General features: G+C 51.1%; 13 protein-coding genes and 3 pseudogenes. 14 read left to right on the top strand and 2 right to left on the bottom strand.

The genetic code is table 11. The annotated features are described in order from the left end of the window. The first annotated feature begins 98 nt into the window (after positions 1–98). The 4 genes and pseudogenes from A0V43_RS11385 (at position 99) to A0V43_RS11370 (ending at position 5834) form a co-directional block, all read left to right on the top strand. Positions 99–1079 carry an aldo/keto reductase gene (locus tag A0V43_RS11385; protein ID WP_063193108.1) on the top strand — a complete coding sequence of 327 codons (981 nt, stop codon included), beginning with the start codon at positions 99–101 and terminating at the stop codon, positions 1077–1079. Between the two features lie 321 nt (positions 1080–1400). Beyond that, positions 1401–2242 (top strand): annotated as a pseudogene (gene licT / locus A0V43_RS11380) (BglG family transcription antiterminator LicT). Between the two features lie 180 nt (positions 2243–2422). After that, positions 2423–4338, top strand: a pseudogene (locus tag A0V43_RS11375) (beta-glucoside-specific PTS transporter subunit IIABC). A 47-nt stretch (positions 4339–4385) separates the two neighbouring features. Further along, positions 4386–5834, top strand: a complete 1449-nt coding sequence (locus A0V43_RS11370; protein ID WP_033005940.1) for a glycoside hydrolase family 1 protein — start codon at positions 4386–4388, stop codon at positions 5832–5834. Between the two features lie 103 nt (positions 5835–5937). Here A0V43_RS11370 and A0V43_RS11365 read toward each other — a convergent pair whose 3' ends face one another. Together A0V43_RS11365 and rnhC are read right to left on the bottom strand one after the other, a co-directional pair. Next, a complete protein-coding gene (locus tag A0V43_RS11365; protein WP_020755588.1) occupies positions 5938–6291 on the bottom strand; it encodes an Rpn family recombination-promoting nuclease/putative transposase in 354 nt (117 codons plus the stop codon). A gap of 33 nt (positions 6292–6324) precedes the next feature. Continuing rightward, positions 6325–7253: pseudogene (rnhC, locus tag A0V43_RS11360) on the bottom strand (ribonuclease HIII). A 111-nt stretch (positions 7254–7364) separates the two neighbouring features. On the opposite strand from rnhC, the gene zapA reads away from it, so the two are divergent. From zapA to A0V43_RS11315, 10 genes are all read left to right on the top strand, one after another. Beyond that, complete coding sequence (zapA, locus tag A0V43_RS11355; RefSeq protein WP_015375564.1) at positions 7365–7640, top strand: cell division protein ZapA; 276 nt, start codon at positions 7365–7367, stop codon at positions 7638–7640. Further along, the gene (locus A0V43_RS11350; protein WP_020755584.1) at positions 7633–8172 is read left to right on the top strand and encodes a CvpA family protein; all 540 of its coding nucleotides are present in this window, start codon (positions 7633–7635) and stop codon (positions 8170–8172) included. Before zapA ends, A0V43_RS11350 begins: the two co-directional genes overlap by 8 nt. Before the next feature lie 42 nt (positions 8173–8214). Next, positions 8215–9939 (top strand): DNA polymerase/3'-5' exonuclease PolX, encoded by a 1725-nt coding sequence (gene polX, locus A0V43_RS11345; RefSeq protein ID WP_063193107.1) that lies wholly within the window; start codon positions 8215–8217, stop codon positions 9937–9939. A gap of 20 nt (positions 9940–9959) precedes the next feature. Further along, positions 9960–12314 (top strand): endonuclease MutS2, encoded by a 2355-nt coding sequence (locus A0V43_RS11340; RefSeq protein ID WP_335339919.1) that lies wholly within the window; start codon positions 9960–9962, stop codon positions 12312–12314. A 14-nt stretch (positions 12315–12328) separates the two neighbouring features. Further along, entirely contained in the window at positions 12329–12736 is a 408-nt protein-coding gene (locus A0V43_RS11335) for a DUF350 domain-containing protein (RefSeq protein ID WP_015375560.1), read from the top strand. A 13-nt stretch (positions 12737–12749) separates the two neighbouring features. After that, entirely contained in the window at positions 12750–12914 is a 165-nt protein-coding gene (locus A0V43_RS19810) for a hypothetical protein (RefSeq protein ID WP_162833771.1), read from the top strand. Positions 12915–12996: 82 nt separating this feature from the next. Continuing rightward, the gene (locus A0V43_RS11330; RefSeq protein ID WP_063193105.1) at positions 12997–14697 is read left to right on the top strand and encodes a long-chain-fatty-acid--CoA ligase; all 1701 of its coding nucleotides are present in this window, start codon (positions 12997–12999) and stop codon (positions 14695–14697) included. 59 nt (positions 14698–14756) lie between these two features. After that, positions 14757–15344: a fatty acid metabolism transcriptional regulator FadR gene (locus A0V43_RS11325; RefSeq protein WP_011232163.1), complete on the top strand. Its 588-nt coding sequence runs from the start codon at positions 14757–14759 to the stop codon at positions 15342–15344. Positions 15345–15369: 25 nt separating this feature from the next. Then, positions 15370–16143 carry an enoyl-CoA hydratase gene (locus A0V43_RS11320; protein ID WP_063193104.1) on the top strand — a complete coding sequence of 258 codons (774 nt, stop codon included), beginning with the start codon at positions 15370–15372 and terminating at the stop codon, positions 16141–16143. Positions 16144–16207: 64 nt separating this feature from the next. Then, on the top strand, positions 16208–16984 hold the full coding sequence (locus A0V43_RS11315) for an electron transfer flavoprotein subunit beta/FixA family protein (protein WP_013144555.1): 777 nt from the start codon (positions 16208–16210) through the stop codon (positions 16982–16984). The last annotated feature ends 47 nt before the right edge of the window (positions 16985–17031 follow it).

Here is a 17031-nt window from a genome sequence, read left to right as displayed (position 1 = left end):
AAGCTGACGTTCGGTCCAATGATGGTAGACATTGTTGCTCGTTTCGTTCATTTCGCAAACACTAAAGCAAGCAAAGGGGAAAGAGAGGGTGAACCGATATGAAATATGTGAAACTTGGCAACACCGGTTTGGACGTTTCGCGCCTTTGCCTTGGCGGCATGAGTTTTGGCGTCCCCGGCCGCTGGATTCATCCATGGGTGCTTGATGAAGAGAAAAGCCGTCCGATCATCAAGCGGGCGCTGGAATTAGGCATCAACTTTTTTGATACCGCCAATGTGTATTCCGACGGAACGAGCGAGGAAATATTGGGGCGGGTGTTAAAGGACTACGCCGATCGAGATGAAATTGTCATCGCCACGAAAGTGTATTTCACGGCGCACGAAGGGCCAAACCGGAAAGGGCTGTCCCGAAAGGTCATCATGAGCGAGATTGACAAAAGTTTGAAACGGCTGGGCACCGATTATGTCGATTTGTATCAAATCCACCGCTGGGACTATGATACGCCGATCGAGGAAACGATGGAAGCGCTGCACGATGTGGTGAAAGCGGGAAAGGCGCGATACATCGGCGCGTCTTCGATGTATGCTTGGCAGTTTTTGAAGGCCAACTATACAGCGGAAAAACACGGGTGGACGAAATTTGTGTCGATGCAAAATCATTACAATCTCATTTACCGTGAGGAAGAGCGGGAAATGCTGCCGCTTTGCCAAGAGGAGAACATCGCTGTGATCCCGTACAGCCCGCTGGCGTCAGGAAGGCTGGCGCGCGGCGCGTCAGAAACAACGCATCGTTCCGAAACCGATCAAATTCAACGATCAAAATACGACACCACGGCCGAGGCGGATCGAGTGATCATCGAACGGGTCTCTGAGCTCGCCAAAAAACACGGCGTGAAGCGCGCGCAAATCGCCCTTGCCTGGCTGCTGCAGAAAGAACCGGTCACCGCACCGATTGTCGGGGCGACGAAACTGTCCCATCTCGAAGATGCGGTCGGCGCGCTATCCATCTCGTTAACAGCAGAAGAAATCGCCTACCTAGAAGAACCGTACGTGCCGCATCCGATCGTTGGACATCGATAAGGTGAGATACCACGGACAAGCTGCCAAAAGAACCGATTTCATCGGTTTTTATAGGCAGCTTTTTTTGCGGCTTCTGCCTAGAAGGCCGGTGATGTAGTGAAACATCACAGAAAACGGACTCTCTTCTCAAATGGAGAAGCCTTGTCAAATCAATGCTTCTCTGTCAGCTGAAAACAAGGGTTTCAGCGGAATCGGCCGTTTTTCACCAGCCTTCTAGGCAAATTGAAAAAATTCTCATTGACAAACGTTTCAAAATCATCAATCCTTCTAAATAAGGACTTCATTGTTTTATCTGTGTTTTGTAGTGAAGGAGGGATTGGAGTGAAAATTGCGAAAGTCATTAACAACAACGTGATAAGCGTCATTGAAAATGGAAAAGAACTTGTTATTATGGGAAGGGGGATTGCGTTTCAGAAAAGGCCGGGGATGAAGTGGATGAAACGAAGATTGAAAAAGTATTTAAGCTTGACAACAAAGATTTAATTAGCAAATTCAAAGAATTGCTGTATGAAGTGCCAACTGAATATATCCGCATTGCAGAAGAGATTATCCAGCACGCAAAAGAAGAGCGGAATAAAAAGCTGAATGATATTATTTACATCTCTCTTACCGATCATATTCACTTTGCGATTGAGCGACATCGACAAGGGATACAAATCGTAAATCCATTACTTTGGGAAATTAAACGAATTTATCAAGATGAATTTCAAATCGGCAAGAAAGCGCTGCAAATCATCCAACAGCGTCTTCGGATTGACCTTCCTGAAGATGAAGCAGGATTTATTGCCATGCATATTGTGAATGCTGAACTCAATGAACAAATGGGCGATGTAGCATCGATGACAAAAATGATTCAAGACATTTTAACGATTGTAAAGTATCATTTTAAAATTCAATTAGATGAGGAATCGTTGAACTATTTCCGTTTCCTTACACACCTTAAATTTTTTGTCCACCGTTTGCTGAATCAACATTTATTGAACCACGAGGAACATGATTTGTATGAACTCGTAAAACAAAAATATTGTGAGGCATACGAATGTACGAAAAAAATTGCCGAGTATATTATGAAAACGATCGGATGCACGCTAACATCCGAAGAAGAAATTTATTTGACGATTCACATTGAACGAGTGACCAGTCGCCGATCCATTTCTGATTGACAAAAATGAAAGCGTATGCTAAAGTGAGGGTAGGAGATGAATATTCAGACAATTAGGGTTGTTACTGGTCATGCAGGCAAAACCTAAATTGTCTCGCCTTTTTATATATTGGCGGGGCAGTTTAGGTTTTTTTATTTTTCTACTGCCTGAAAGCAGATGTGAGAAAGAGGAGGTGCCATAATGGCAAAAAAAGATTACACACCATTATCCAAAAACATTTTAAGATTGGTGGGAGGGAGAGAGAATATTGAAAGCGTTTATCATTGTGTAACAAGGCTTCGCTTCAAATTAAAAGACGAGGCTTTGGCAGATACAGAAGCGATCAAGAATTTAGACGGCGTTGTAACCGTGATGAAAAGCGGGGGACAATATCAAGTAGTTATTGGAAACCATGTCCCGATGTTTATGCCAACTTTTTAGAGGTTTCTGGGATTCATATGGACACATCAGAAAAGGACGAATCAAAAGAAAACAAAATGAGTTTAGGGGCAAAGTTCATCGACATCATTTCCGGTGTGTTTTCCCCAATTTTAGGGGTTTTAGCGGCCACAGGGATGATCAAAGGATTGGCAGCTTTATTGTTAGCGCTTCATTGGGTGACTGCAGAATCCGGAACATATCAATTGTTGAATATTGCTGGCGATGGATTGTTTACATTTTTGCCGATGTTTTTAGGTTACACGGCCATGAAAAAATTTGGCGGAACCCCGTTTGTCGGCATTGCCATTGCGGCCGCGCTCGTTCATCCGAATGTAAGCGCACTGTCTGCAGGTGAACCGTTGTATACGCTGTTTAATGGAACGATATTTCAGTCCAATATCCATATTACGTTTTTAGGAATCCCGGTCATTTTAATGTCATATGCATCGTCAGTCATTCCGATTATTGTATCAGCCTATTTTGCTGCGAAGTTGGAAAAACGATTAAAGCGAATCATTCCGGATGTTGTCAAAGCATTTGTTGTTCCATTTTTTACGATTATGATCATGGTCCCGCTCACTTTTATTGTGATTGGTCCCATTGCCACTTGGGCGGGCAGCTTGTTAGGTGCAGCGACTGTGTGGGTTTATAAATTAAGCCCGGTCTTGACGGGGATATTATTAGGCGGATTATGGCAAGTATTTGTCATGTTCGGGCTTCACTGGGGTCTTGTCCCGATTGCTATCAACAATTTAGCTACGTTAAAGTATGACCCGATTTTAGCGACTGTCACGTTTGTATGCTTTGCACAAATTGGAGCTGTGCTGGCTGTCATGTTGAAAACGAAAGACAAAAATGTAAAATCGCTTAGTGTGCCAGCCTTTATCTCAGGGGTTTTCGGTGTAACAGAGCCTGCGATCTACGGAGTGACGCTCCCGCTTAAAAAACCATTTATTATGAGCTGCATCGGCGGGGCAGTCGGCGGCGGAATGATTGGGGCGTTTTCAAGCAAGCTATGGATGATTGGAGGATTAGGAATTTTTGCCATACCCACATATATTCAGCCAGGCGGTAAGCTGGATTTGTCTTTCTGGGGAGCCATCATGGCATTAGTCGCTTCTTTTATTGTCGGATTTCTGTTGACCTACTTTTTCGGCTTTCAAGGTAAAGAGACAGAAAATAAAGTAGAAACCACGTTGCCAGTAAATACAGAGGAAACAAAAAGGCTTGTTTTCATGAGTCCGTTAACAGGGAATGTCATTCCATTATCTCATATAGAAGATGGCGCGTTTTCAAGTGAAGCGATGGGAAAAGGGGTGGCGATTGAACCGACAGAGGGGAAAGTCGTTTCACCTGTTAACGGTGTTGTGACGGCCCTGTTTCAAACAAAGCATGCCATTTGCATTACATCAGAGGATGGGCTGGACATTTTAATTCATATCGGCATGGATACCGTAAAACTGGAGGGGAAATACTTCACCGCGCATGTGAAGCAAGGGGATGCAGTCAAGGTTGGAGATGTACTTGTTGAATTTGACATCGATCAGATTAAAGAAGCAGGGTATGAAATCGTGACTCCCGTTGTCATCACAAACAGCGATACATTTTCTGAAATCAAAGCGACTTCAAACCGTACAGTTAGACAACTTGAAGCATTGTTAGAAATTTATGCTTAGAAGGGTGTAGGAATGAAACACTATATTTGACCATGGAGGTTGTGGCAATGAATAAAACATACCGCTTTCCAGAAGGATTTTTATGGGGAGGAGCTACCGCAGCCAATCAATTGGAAGGGGCTTATCAAGAAGGAGGGAAAGGGCTCAGCATTGCAGATGTACTGCCTGGGGGGAAAGTGAGGCTGAATGTGCTGGCAGGAAATGAATTTGATTTTGAGATTGACAAGTCAAACTATGTATATCCGAACCATGACGGCATTGACTTCTATCATCGGTATAAAGAAGATATTGCCTTATTTGCGGAAATGGGATTTAAAGCGTATCGGATGAGCATTGCGTGGTCAAGAATTTTTCCAAATGGAGATGAATTAACCCCCAATGAAGAAGGATTGCAATTTTATGATCATGTATTTGACGAGTTAGATAAATATGGTATTGAACCCATTGTAACGATCTCTCATTATGAAATGCCGTTGCATTTAGTGAAAGCTTATGGAGGCTGGAAAAATCGCCAACTCGTTTCATTTTTTGAACGGTATGCAAAGACGTTATTTGAGCGTTATAAAAACAAAGTGAAATATTGGTTAACATTCAACGAAATTAATGGGGCCATTCATTTTCCGATTTTAAGCCTCGGTTTTGTGCCGAAGAGTGAAGACACTCGTTTACAGCATATTTTTCAAGGGTTGCATCATCAATTTGTTGCCAGCAGTTTAGCTGTAAAAGCGGCTCACGAAATTATTCCAGATGCAAAAGTTGGATGCATGCTGATTTATGCGCCGACGTATTCTTTTGATTGTCACCCGGAAAATGTGTGGCATGCTTTGCATGAGAATCGTATATTCAACTATTTATGCGGCGATGTGCAAGTACGGGGAGAGTATCCGGCGTTCGCCAAACGTTTCTTCCAAGAGAATGGGGTTGAACTGGAAATTCATGATGGGGATCTTGAGCTATTGAAACGATATCCTGTTGATTTTATTAGTTTTAGTTACTATATGTCTCGCACAGTCAAAAAGATCCCATCATCTGAGGAAATGACATCCGGAAATATTATTGGCGGAGTCAAAAACCCGTTTTTACAAGCTAGTGACTGGGGTTGGGAAATTGATCCAATCGGTCTTCGTATTGCATTGAATGAGCTTTATGATCGTTATCAAAAACCTTTATTCGTCGTTGAAAATGGGCTTGGGGCATATGACAAAGTCGAGGAAGATGGTTCAATCAACGACGATTACCGCATTGACTATTTGCGTGAACATATTAAGGCAATGGGAGAAGCCATTGAAGATGGAGTGGAGCTCATGGGCTATACGTCATGGGGCTGCATCGATTTAGTTAGTGCATCCACCGGTGAGATGAGCAAACGCTATGGTTACATTTACGTGGATAAGAATGATGATGGCTCTGGAACGTTAGAGCGGAAAAAGAAGAAATCGTTCTTTTGGTATAAACATGTTATTTCGACCAATGGAAGAGAACTTTATCATGAATAAAAAGGAGATTGTGTTCTTCCATCCGTTTGTCGAACTCTCGTTTCCAAATGGTATGCCTATATGGAACCAAACACAAAAGCCAGCGTGTTCAGCGCTGGCTTTTTCATGTTAATCCTTTCAGCCTTTCGTTTACGTCTTCTTCCGTCAGATCGAGTATATGCGCAATGTCCGCGATGCTCATGCCTTTTTCGCTCATTTTTTGGATCGCCTCTTGGATTCCTTCTTCTCTTCCCTTTTTCAACCCTTCTTGACGTCCTTCCTCCCGGCTGCCGCGAATGTTCGATAATTGATCGAGCAGCCATTTGAGCCGCATTTCATAGGCGTAGCAGTTTTCGGGATCCACGCTTAAGCTTTGCCATTCTTCTAATGCTTCTAAAATCTCTTGTTCCGTCATCGCGATTTCCTTCAGTTCGCGCAGCATCTCTTCGTCCGTTCGTTTTGTTCGCGACGGAGCCAACGCTGCCGTTTCCCACAGGTGTGATGGACATCACTACCGGCGCTTGGCGATGGCAAGCGCCTTTTTCGTATTGGCGAAATGAAGCTTGGCGCACGCCGCGAGCGCTTCTTCCCCCGCGCGCGGATGATCCGGGCGGCGGCTTCGTCAACGATGGCGCCGGCACCTTTTGGAAGCAGGAGGCCGACGGCGTGGGATAATCGCTCCATTTCGTCTAAAAACACGTAGCGGGCGATGATCGAGGCGGCGGCGACTGATACGTGGACACTTTCCGCCTTGGGAAGGCAGTGCACCCGCTCGCGGATAATGCGATCTTCATCGGAAAGGTAACGGAAATACGAATCCCGTTTTAAAAATTCGTCGATGATGATTGCTTCTGGTTCGGCGGGCGCGATGGCGTCAACGAGTTTCACGAGCGTCCGGTTGTGAAGGAGCGCTTTCATTTTCGTCTGCGGCATGCCGCTTCGCTGCCAGCGGTTGTATTCGGCATTGTCCAACACGGTGACCGCATGCGGCACGGTTTCCATGATGGCGGGGGCGATCCGTTTGATTGCCTCATCGTTCAATTGTTTCGAATCTTTCACGCCAAGCGCCGCGATTTTGGCGATATGCGGCCGATCCACGTAGGCGGCGGCGACGACGATCGGGCCGAAATAATCGCCGGTGCCGACTTCATCGGAACCGATGGCGGAAAGAGACCCGAGTTGATGAGCTGCCAAAGCGGACGGCTGGTGGTCAGCTGTTTCGTTTGAGGCGCTCGCCCCTGATATCCATTTCGCTGCTTCTTGCTCCGCCGCTTCCCCTTGAAACAGCACTTTGCCTGAGCGGTAGGCGGTGATGACGACATCCGGGCGCTTGACGGCAAACAACGCTCCAGCCGGAAGCCGGTCGGATAAGGCGTCTTGGTAGTGGGCGCGCAAGGCGTCAAGCAGCTGTTGGTCGGCTTGAATCACATAGTTTGACAACGTTCGATCGCTCCTTTATCTTCTCTATCGTTGCTGTGTGTCGCTTCTTTCCATTATACCAGCGTTCATGATATGATAAACAGTAGGATTTGGCGAAATGGGGGAGAAAGCTTGACAGAACAGCCAAAAACGCGGGTGAGCGTCCGCATCTATGGACAAGACTACACGATCGTCGGCGCGGAAAGCCCGGCCCACATCCGGCTCGTGGCGGCGTTCGTTGACGATAAAATGCATGAATTCAGTGAGAAAAATCCGCTCCTTGATGTGCCGAAGCTGGCCGTGTTGACGGCCGTCAACATCGCCAGTGAATATCTCAAACTAAAAGAAGAATATCAACGGCTGGCGGAACAGCTGAAACAGGAAAAGGACGGGAAACAGGATGATTGATGTCGTGCTGTTGTTTGTCCTGCTGCTGGGGGCGATGATCGGGCTGAAGCGCGGCTTTATTCTCCAATTCATTCATATGGCCGGGTTTTTCATTGCCTTTTACGTCGCTTACCGGTATTATGAACGGTTGGTGCCGACATTGCGCCTTTGGATTCCATATCCGACGTTCGGCGATCCGGAGACGATGAAGCTGCTGTTTCAGAGCACCCATTTAGACGATGCCTATTATCGGGCGATTTCCTTTGCACTTTTATTTTTTGTGGTGAAAATCGTGCTTCAAATCGTCGGCTCGATGCTCGATTTCGTCGCCCAGCTGCCGCTGTTGCGCAGCGTCAACCGCTTGGCCGGGGCGGCGCTCGGGTTTGCGGAAGTGTATTTGCTCGTCTTTTTGCTGTTGTATATCGGGGCGCTCGTGCCGATTGACAGCGTGCAAGAACAGCTGCAACGTTCGCTTATGGCGACCGTGATTGTGAAACATACGCCGGTGTTGTCGGAGATGCTTGGCAACTGGTGGATTCATGGCCGCGTCTGACCGAGCGCGGCCGTGGTTTTGCGGGAAAGGGAGGGAACGGGGATGAGCGTCCATAAAAAAGAGGTCATCCGCCTGCTTGAAACGATCGCACTGTATATGGAGATCAAAGGAGAAAATCCATTTAAGGTCAACGCCTTCCGCAAAGCGGCGAACGCCTTGGAAACGGATGAGCGGAGCCTCGCGGAAATTGGCGATTTCACCGCCATTCCCGGCATCGGCAAAAGCACGGCGGCGATCATCACCGAGTTTGTCGAAACCGGTTCATCATCGGTGCTCGAGGAATTAAAGCGCGATATTCCGGAAACGCTTCTTTCCTTGCTTAAGATCCCGGGGCTTGGCGGCAAAAAAATCGCCAAGCTGCATCAGGAGCTTGGCATTGTCGATATGGACGGATTGAAAGAAGCGTGCTTGGCTGGAAAAGTGCGGGAGCTTCCCGGTTTTGGCGCGAAAACGGAAGAAAAGCTGCTTGCGGCCATTGAAAAGGCAGGCAAACGCCCCGAGCGGCTGCCGCTCGCTCGGGTGCTCGCGATCGCGGCGGATGTGGAACGCCAGCTTGCTTGTCTTGACGGCGTGATTCGCTTCTCGCGGGCCGGCAGTTTGCGGCGCTTGAATGAAACGGTGAAAGATTTGGATTATGTCATCGCTACCGACCGTCCGGCCGAGGTGCGCGACGGGCTGCTCGGCTTTGAGCGCGTCCGCGGGGTGCTCGCCGCTGGGGAGACGAAAGTGTCGCTTCTTTTCCAGTATGAGGATGAAGTGGCCGTTGACTTTCGGCTGGTCAGCGAGGCGCAATTCGCGACCGCGCTTCATCATTTCACCGGATCGAAGGAGCATAACGTGCGCATGCGCCAGCTCGCCAAAGAGCGCGGCGAGAAAATCAGCGAATACGGCGTGGAAGACGAAGCGACAGGCGAAGTGAAAACGTTCCGCGATGAAGCGGCGTTTTACGCCCATTTCGGGCTGCCGCACATTCCGCCGGAGCTGCGTGAAGATGGCACGGAAATCGAGCGGTTTTCCGCTGATCGGCCGCTTGTGCGCCTTGAAGACATTCAAGGCGATTTGCATATGCATTCGGCGTGGAGCGACGGGTCGTGTTCGCTTGCGGAGCTCGCTGAGGCGTGCCGCCGCCGCGGCTACCGGTATATCGCCATCACCGACCATTCGCACTATTTGAAAGTCGCCAACGGCTTGACCCCGGATCGGTTGCGGCGCCAGCGCGAGGAAATTGAGCGGCTGAACGCGCGCTATTCGGATTTTACGATTTTGGCCGGCATTGAGATGGATATTTTGCCGGACGGGACGCTCGATTACGACGATGACGTGCTCAAGGAGCTTGATTTTGTCATCGCCGCCATTCACTCTGCGTTCAAACAGCCGCGCGAGACGATCATGAAACGGTTGGAGGCGGCGCTTCGCCACCCGTACGTCGATGTCATTGCCCACCCGACCGGGCGGCTGATCGGCCAGCGCGACGGCTATGACGTCGATCTTGAGCGGCTCGTGGAGCTCGCGGCGGAGACGAACACGGTGCTTGAGTTAAACGCCAACCCAAACCGGCTCGACTTGTCGGCGGCCTACGTGAAAAAAGCCGAGGAAGCGGGGGCGTATATTGCCATTAACACGGACGCCCACCATTTGGACATGCTCGAGGATATGGCGATCGGCGTAGCGACGGCAAGAAAAGGTTGGATCCATAAGGAAACGGTCATCAACACATGGCCGCTTGAAAAGCTGCAACAGTTTTTGCGCGACAAACGAAAGAAATGAATCAGCTGGGGGTCAGATACGTGCAACGAAAAGTGCTTCACACCTTGGAGTTCGATAAAGTGAAAGAGCAGTTGGCAGAGCATGCGTCCTCGCCGCTCGGTTTGGAAAAAATCGACGCTCTCATACCGTCTTCTGACTTGGAGGAGGTGGCCGCCTGGCTTGACGAAACGGATGAAGCCGCCGCTGTTTTGCGGCTTGCTGGCTATGCGCCGCTTGACGGAGTAGTCGACATCCGTCCGCATCTCAAGCGGGCGGCGATCGGCGGCACGCTCAGCCCGCAAGAGCTGCTTGAAGTGGCGGCCACCTCGGCCGCAAGCCGGCAAATGAAGCGGCTGATTATGGATCTGCATGAAGAGCACGGGGGATTGGACCGTCTGTCCACTTATGCCGATGAGCTCGTGGAGGTGCCGGCGCTTGAACATGACATTCGCCGCTCGATCGACGACCATGGCGAAGTGCTGGATGCCGCAAGCGACCGCCTCCGCTCGCTGCGCGGGCAAATTCGGTCAGTGGAAGCGCGCATCCGCGAGAAACTCGAAAGCATCATCCGCTCGCCGTCGGCGCAAAAGCGGCTGTCGGACGCCATCATTACGATCCGCAATGACCGATATGTCATCCCGGTGAAACAAGAGTATCGCGGCGCCTACGGCGGCATCGTCCATGACCAGTCGGCGTCCGGGGCGACGCTGTTTATTGAACCGCAGGCGGTCGTCGAGTTGAACAATGCGCTCCGCGAAGCGCGGGCGAAAGAAAAGCAAGAAATCGAACGCATTTTGCGCGAACTTTCGGCAAAAGTCGCTGAGCAGGCCGAGCCGCTTGCGCGGGCGGTTGAGTCGCTTGCGGCGCTTGATTTTGCGTTCGCTAAGGCGAAATACGCCCGCCGGCTGCAAGCCGCGAAGCCAGCGGTCAATGGCCGAGGCTATCTTCGCTTTTTGCAGGCACGCCATCCGCTGCTGGATCAAGAAAAGGCGGTGCCGAATGATATTGAATTGGGCGGCGACTATACGACGATCGTCATCACCGGGCCGAACACCGGCGGAAAAACGGTGACGTTAAAAACGGTCGGCTTGTTGACGCTCATGGCGCAAGCGGGGCTGTTCATCCCGGCGGCCGACGGATCGGAAGCAGCGGTGTTCCGTTCCGTTTTCGCCGATATTGGCGACGAGCAGTCGATCGAACAAAGCTTGAGCACGTTCTCGTCCCATATGGTCAATATCGTTGACATTTTGCGCCATGTCGATGGTGAAAGCCTTGTGCTGTTTGACGAGCTTGGGGCTGGCACCGACCCGCAGGAAGGGGCGGCGCTCGCCATCGCCATCTTGGATGAAGTGCACGGGCGCGGGGCGCGAACGGTGGCGACGACGCATTATCCCGAATTGAAAGCGTACGGCTACAACCGCCCCGGTGTCGTGAATGCGAGCGTCGAGTTTGACACCGAAACGCTCCGCCCGACGTATAAACTGTTGATCGGCATCCCCGGCCGCAGCAACGCCTTTGATATTTCGCGCCGCCTTGGGCTTGATGAACGCATCATCGAGCGGGCGAAAGCGCAAGTGAGCGCGGAAAGCCATAACGTCGAAAACATGATCGCGTCGCTTGAACGGAGCAAAAAGCAAGCGGAGGAAGAGGAAGCGCGGGCGCGGGCGGCGCTGGAGGAGGCTGAGCGTCTGCGCGCCGAATGGGAACAAAAATGGGAAGAGCTCGAAGAAGAAAAAGCGGAGCGGCTGGCGGAAGCAACGCAAAAAGCAGCCGACATCATCCGCGCCGCGGAACGCGAAGCCGAGCGGATCATTCAAGAGCTGCGCCGCTTGCAAAAAGAAAAGCAGGCGGAAGTGAAAGAGCATGAGCTCGTCGAGGCGAAAAAGCGGCTCGCTGCCGCTATGCCGAAAGTGGAGAAGCGGAAAAAGGCGAAAAAGGCTGCTTCACGCCATGTGTTCCAGCCGGGTGATGAAGTGAAGGTGACGAGCCTCAACCAAAAAGGCTATTTGATCGAAAAAGTGTCGGACGACGAATGGCAAGTGCAGCTCGGCATTTTAAAAATGAAAATCCGTGAACGCGATTTGGAGTATATCGGCAGTGCGCCGGCGAAAGAAGTGACGCCGATTGCGACGGTGAAAGGCAAGGACGCCCATGTGAGCCTCGAGCTTGACTTGCGCGGCGAACGGTACGAAGACGCTCTCCTTCGGCTTGAGAAGTACTTGGATGATGCTGTGCTCGCTGGCTATGCGCGTGTTTCGATCATTCACGGCAAAGGAACGGGCGCGCTCCGCCAAGGAGTGCAGCAGTTTTTGAAGCAGCATCGGGCGGTGAAAAGCTTCCGGTTCGGAGAGGCGAATGAAGGCGGCACCGGGGTGACGATCGTGGAACTGAAATGATGGGGGCGATGGCAATGGCGTCGTTTTGGGAGCACGACATGGTGAAAACGGCGGCCAATTTCAGCGTCGCCGTGCTGTGCATCGTCGTCTTTTTAGCCGTATTTGAATTGGTGACGAAGTACAAAAACTGGGAAGAGATTCGCAAAGGAAATGTGGCGGTGGCGATGGCAACCGGCGGAAAGATTTTTGGCATCGCCAACATTTTCCGCTATGCGCTCGCCCGCCATGAGTCGCTGCCGTCGATGATTGGCTGGGGGCTGTACGGGTTTTTGCTTCTGCTCGCCGCGTACTTTATTTACGAATTTTTGACGCCGAAATTCAATATTGATGACGAAATTGCCAATGACAACCGGGCCGTCGGCTTGATTTCCATGGTGATTTCCGTCGGCTTGTCGTTTGTCATCGGCGAAGGGATTCAGTAAAGGGGAACAACGAATGAACGCAGTAGTCAAATGGTTGTTGATCGCAGTCGGACTGCTTTTGATCGCCGGCATCGTCTATATGGCGGTGCGCAACCGATCGGTTGATGTGTTGGCGAAAATCTTGTTTGTCATTTGCGCGTGCTTTTTCTTCATTGGTTTGGTGTACTGGTTTTGGTAACGCTCGGTTCAAGCCTGGCGTTCTTTTTTTTTGATGAAAAATTAGAAAAAGTAAAATAAAATAGAAGCAAGGGGGATTGCATATGGAAAAACCGTGGCTCGCTCATTATCCGCCGTCCATTCCTGCTACGCTCGACTATCCAAAGAAAACGCTTTCCGACTATTTGCGGGAGACGGCGGAACAATTCGGAGACCATGAGGCGATTGACTTTTTGGGCAAAACGATGACGTTTCGCGAGCTGTACGAGCAGGCTTTGACGTTCGCGCATTATTTGCGGACGATCGGATTGAAAAAAGGGGATCGGGTGGCGGTGATGCTGCCGAACTGCCCGCAGGCCGTCATCAGCTACTATGGGACGCTCCTAGCCGGCGGCATCGTCGTGCAGACGAACCCGCTTTACACCGAGTATGAGCTTGAATACCAGCTGAACGACAGCGGCGCCTCGGTGCTCGTGACGATGGATCTTCTGTATCCAAAGGCGGAAAAGGTGAAAGGGAGGACGCCAGTCAAACATTGGATTGTCACGAGAATGCAAGATTATTTGCCCACGGTGAAGAAATGGCTGTATCCGCTTGTGCAGCGGAAGCAAAACATGCCGATTGTCCGCATCGCGGAAAGCGAAACTGTTCATCTGTTCCGCACGATCATGAGCTGCAAAGAGACGGCGCCGATCGGGGAGGACATTGATCCGGTGGAAGATGTGGCGCTGCTGCAATATACAGGCGGCACGACGGGGCATCCGAAAGCGGCCATGTTGACGCATCGCAATTTGATCGCCAATACGCTCATGTGCGCTCATTGGGTGTATAAATGCGAAAAAGGAAAAGAAACGGTGCTCGGTGTGCTTCCGTTTTTCCACGTGTACGGCATGACGACGGTGATGAATTTGTCCGTGATGATGGCGAGCAAAATGGTGCTGCTCCCGCGCTTTGATGTCAAGCAAACATTAAAAGCAATCGAGCGCACCCGGCCGACGATGTTCCCAGGCGCGCCGACGATGTATATCGCTTTGTTGAATGAGCCCGACTTGGCCAAATATGATTTATCCTCGATCAACGTCTGCATCAGCGGCTCCGCTCCGTTGCCGGTTGAGGTGCAGGAGCAGTTTGAACGGGTGACGGGCGGAAAATTGATTGAAGGCTATGGGTTGACCGAGGCGTCCCCTGTCACCCACAGCAACTTCCTTTGGGATGGGGAGCGGGTGAAAGGAAGCATCGGCGTTCCGTGGCCGGATACGGACGCGAAAATCATTTCCTTGGAAACGGGTGAGGAAGCGAAGCCGGGCGAGCGTGGAGAACTCGTCGTGCGCGGGCCGCAAGTGATGAAAGGCTATTGGAACCGTCCGGAGGAGACCGAGCAAGTGCTGCGCGACGGATGGCTGTACACCGGCGACATCGGATATATGGATGAGCGCGGCTATTTTTACATCGTCGACCGCAAGAAAGATGTCATTATCGCCGGCGGTTACAACATTTACCCGCGCGAAGTCGAAGAAGCGCTGTACGAGCACCCGAAAGTGCAGGAAGCGGCCGTGATCGGCGTTCCGGATCCGTACCGCGGCGAGACGGTGAAAGCGTTCGTCGTGATAAAACCAGGGGAAACGTGCAGCGAACAGGAGCTGGATGCCTTTATGCGCGAGCGGCTCGCCGCTTACAAGGTGCCGCGCCTGTACGAGTTCCGCGATGAACTGCCGAAGACGGCGGTCGGCAAAATTTTGCGCCGCGTGTTGGTGGAAGAGGAGAAAAAGAAGCTTGACAAATCGGCAGAATTGCCCGTAAAATGAAAATATGAATGATGGTTCATTCATTTGGCGGATGGAACGTGAGAAAAGGAGAATCCATATTGCGGAGGGAAAAGCCGAAATTTAAGCAAATCATTGACGCTGCCGTCGTCGTCATCGCCGAGCACGGCTACCATCAAGCACAGGTGTCGAAAATCGCCAAGCAGGCCGGTGTCGCCGACGGCACGATCTACCTTTATTTTAAAAACAAAGAGGATATTTTAATTTCGCTTTTTCAGGAAAAGATGGGGGCGTTCATCGAGAAAATTGAACAAGAGACAGAAGGAATTTCAAGCCCCCTAGAGAAATTGTATGTATTGGTGAAAACTCATTTTTCCGCCCTCGCCGCTGATCCGCATATGGCGGTCGTGACGCAGCTTGAGCTGCGCCAGTCGAACAAAGAGCTGCGCCATCGCATCAATGAGGTGCTGAAAGGATATTTGCGGCTCATCGACCGCATCATCATGGAGGGGATGGAAAAAGGGGAGTTTCGCCAAGATTTAGACGTCCGGCTCACTCGGCAAATGATCTTTGGCACCCTTGATGAAACGGTGACGACGTGGGTGATGAACGAGCAAAAGTATGACTTGGCCGCCCTCGCCGATCCGGTGTACGAACTGCTCGTCAAAGGGTGCGCCGCCGGGCGTTAGGAAAGGAAGAAAGGGGAGAGGCTTCATGGACTTTTTTCGTTTGGCGAAAGAGGAGTTCGTCGCTGTCGTGACGTTTTCGCGGCCGCCGGCGAACGCCCTTTCATCAGCGGTTTTGAAAGAGCTTTCAACCGTGTTGGACGAGCTCGAGACCGATCCGGACGTACGCGTCGTGCTGCTTCATGGCGAAGGAAGATTTTTCTCAGCCGGCGCCGATATTAAAGAATTCACGTCCATCGCTTCCGCTGAGGAGGCATCCGGCTTGTCGCGCAACGGCCAACTCGTGATGGAGCGGATCGAACGCTTTTCCAAACCAGTCATTGCGGCGATTTACGGCGCCGCATTAGGCGGTGGGTTGGAGCTGGCTATGAGCTGCCACATTCGCGTGGTGGCGGAAAACGCCAAACTCGGCCTTCCGGAGTTGCAGCTTGGCATCATCCCTGGATTTGCTGGCACGCAGCGGCTTGTGCGCTACGTCGGCTTTGGCAAAGCGGCGGAAATGATGTGGACGAGCGAGCCGATCACCGGACTCGAAGCGGTTGAATGGGGGCTTGCCAACAAGGCGGTGCCGGAAGAGCGGCTTCTTGACGAGGCGAAGGCGCTGGCGAAAAAGATCGCCGCCAAAAGCCCGCTTTCCGTTCGGGCAACGATCGAGCTGCTCAACGCCGCGAAAGAAAAATCGTTTGCCGAGGCCGTGCGCGAGGAAGCGGAATGGTTTGGCCGCGTGTTTGGATCCGAGGATGCAAAAGAAGGCGTGCAGGCGTTTTTGGAAAAACGGCCGCCTGTCTTTAAAGGGAAATAATCTTTGTCAATATCTGAATGTTGGAACATGAAACAATGTTCAATCAAACCGAGGAGGGAACGACATGAACATTTTTGTGTTGATGAAACGCACGTTTGACACGGAAGAAAAAATCTCCATCGTCAATGGCAAGATCAACGAGGAAGGCGCTGAATTCATCATCAACCCGTACGACGAATACGCCATTGAAGAAGCCATTCAAGTCCGCGACAAACACGGCGGTGAAGTGACGGTCGTCACCGTCGGCAGCGAGGAAGCGGAAAAAGAGCTGCGCACGGCGCTCGCCATGGGCTGCGATAAAGCGGTGCTCATCAACATTGACGATGATGTCGAAGAACAAGACCAATATACGACGGCGAAAGTGCTCGCTGAATACTTAAAAGACAAAAACCCGGACTTGATTTTAGCCGGCAACGTCGCTATTGACGGTGGTTCCGGGCAAGTCGGCCCACGCGTTGCGGAATTGCTCGGCATTCCGTATGTGACGACGATCACGAAGCTGGACATTGCCGACGGCGGCAAAGTGACCGTTGTGCGCGACGTCGAGGGGGATGAGGAAATCATCGAAACGTCGCTGCCGCTCCTTGTCACCGCTCAACAAGGGCTGAATGAACCGCGCTATCCGTCGCTGCCGGGCATTATGAAGGCGAAGAAAAAGCCGCTTGACGAGTTGGAGCTTGACGACCTGGATCTTGATGAAGAGGATGTCGAAGCAAAAACGAAAACGATCGAAGTGTTCTTGCCGCCGAAGCGCGAAGCGGGCAAAATTTTGCAAGGCGAGATCGCTGATCAAGTGAAGGAACTCGTTCAGCTGCTCCGCTCCGAAGCGAAAGTGGTATAAGCGGAAACCGCTGTCGGCGTTCGGATGAAGCACAACGGGGAATCAAA

It is taken from the genome of Geobacillus sp. JS12 (genome assembly GCF_001592395.1).
In the GTDB taxonomy this organism is placed as follows: Bacteria; Bacillota; Bacilli; order Bacillales; family Anoxybacillaceae; genus Geobacillus; species Geobacillus zalihae.
This window is presented reverse-complemented; position numbering and strand designations above follow the sequence as displayed.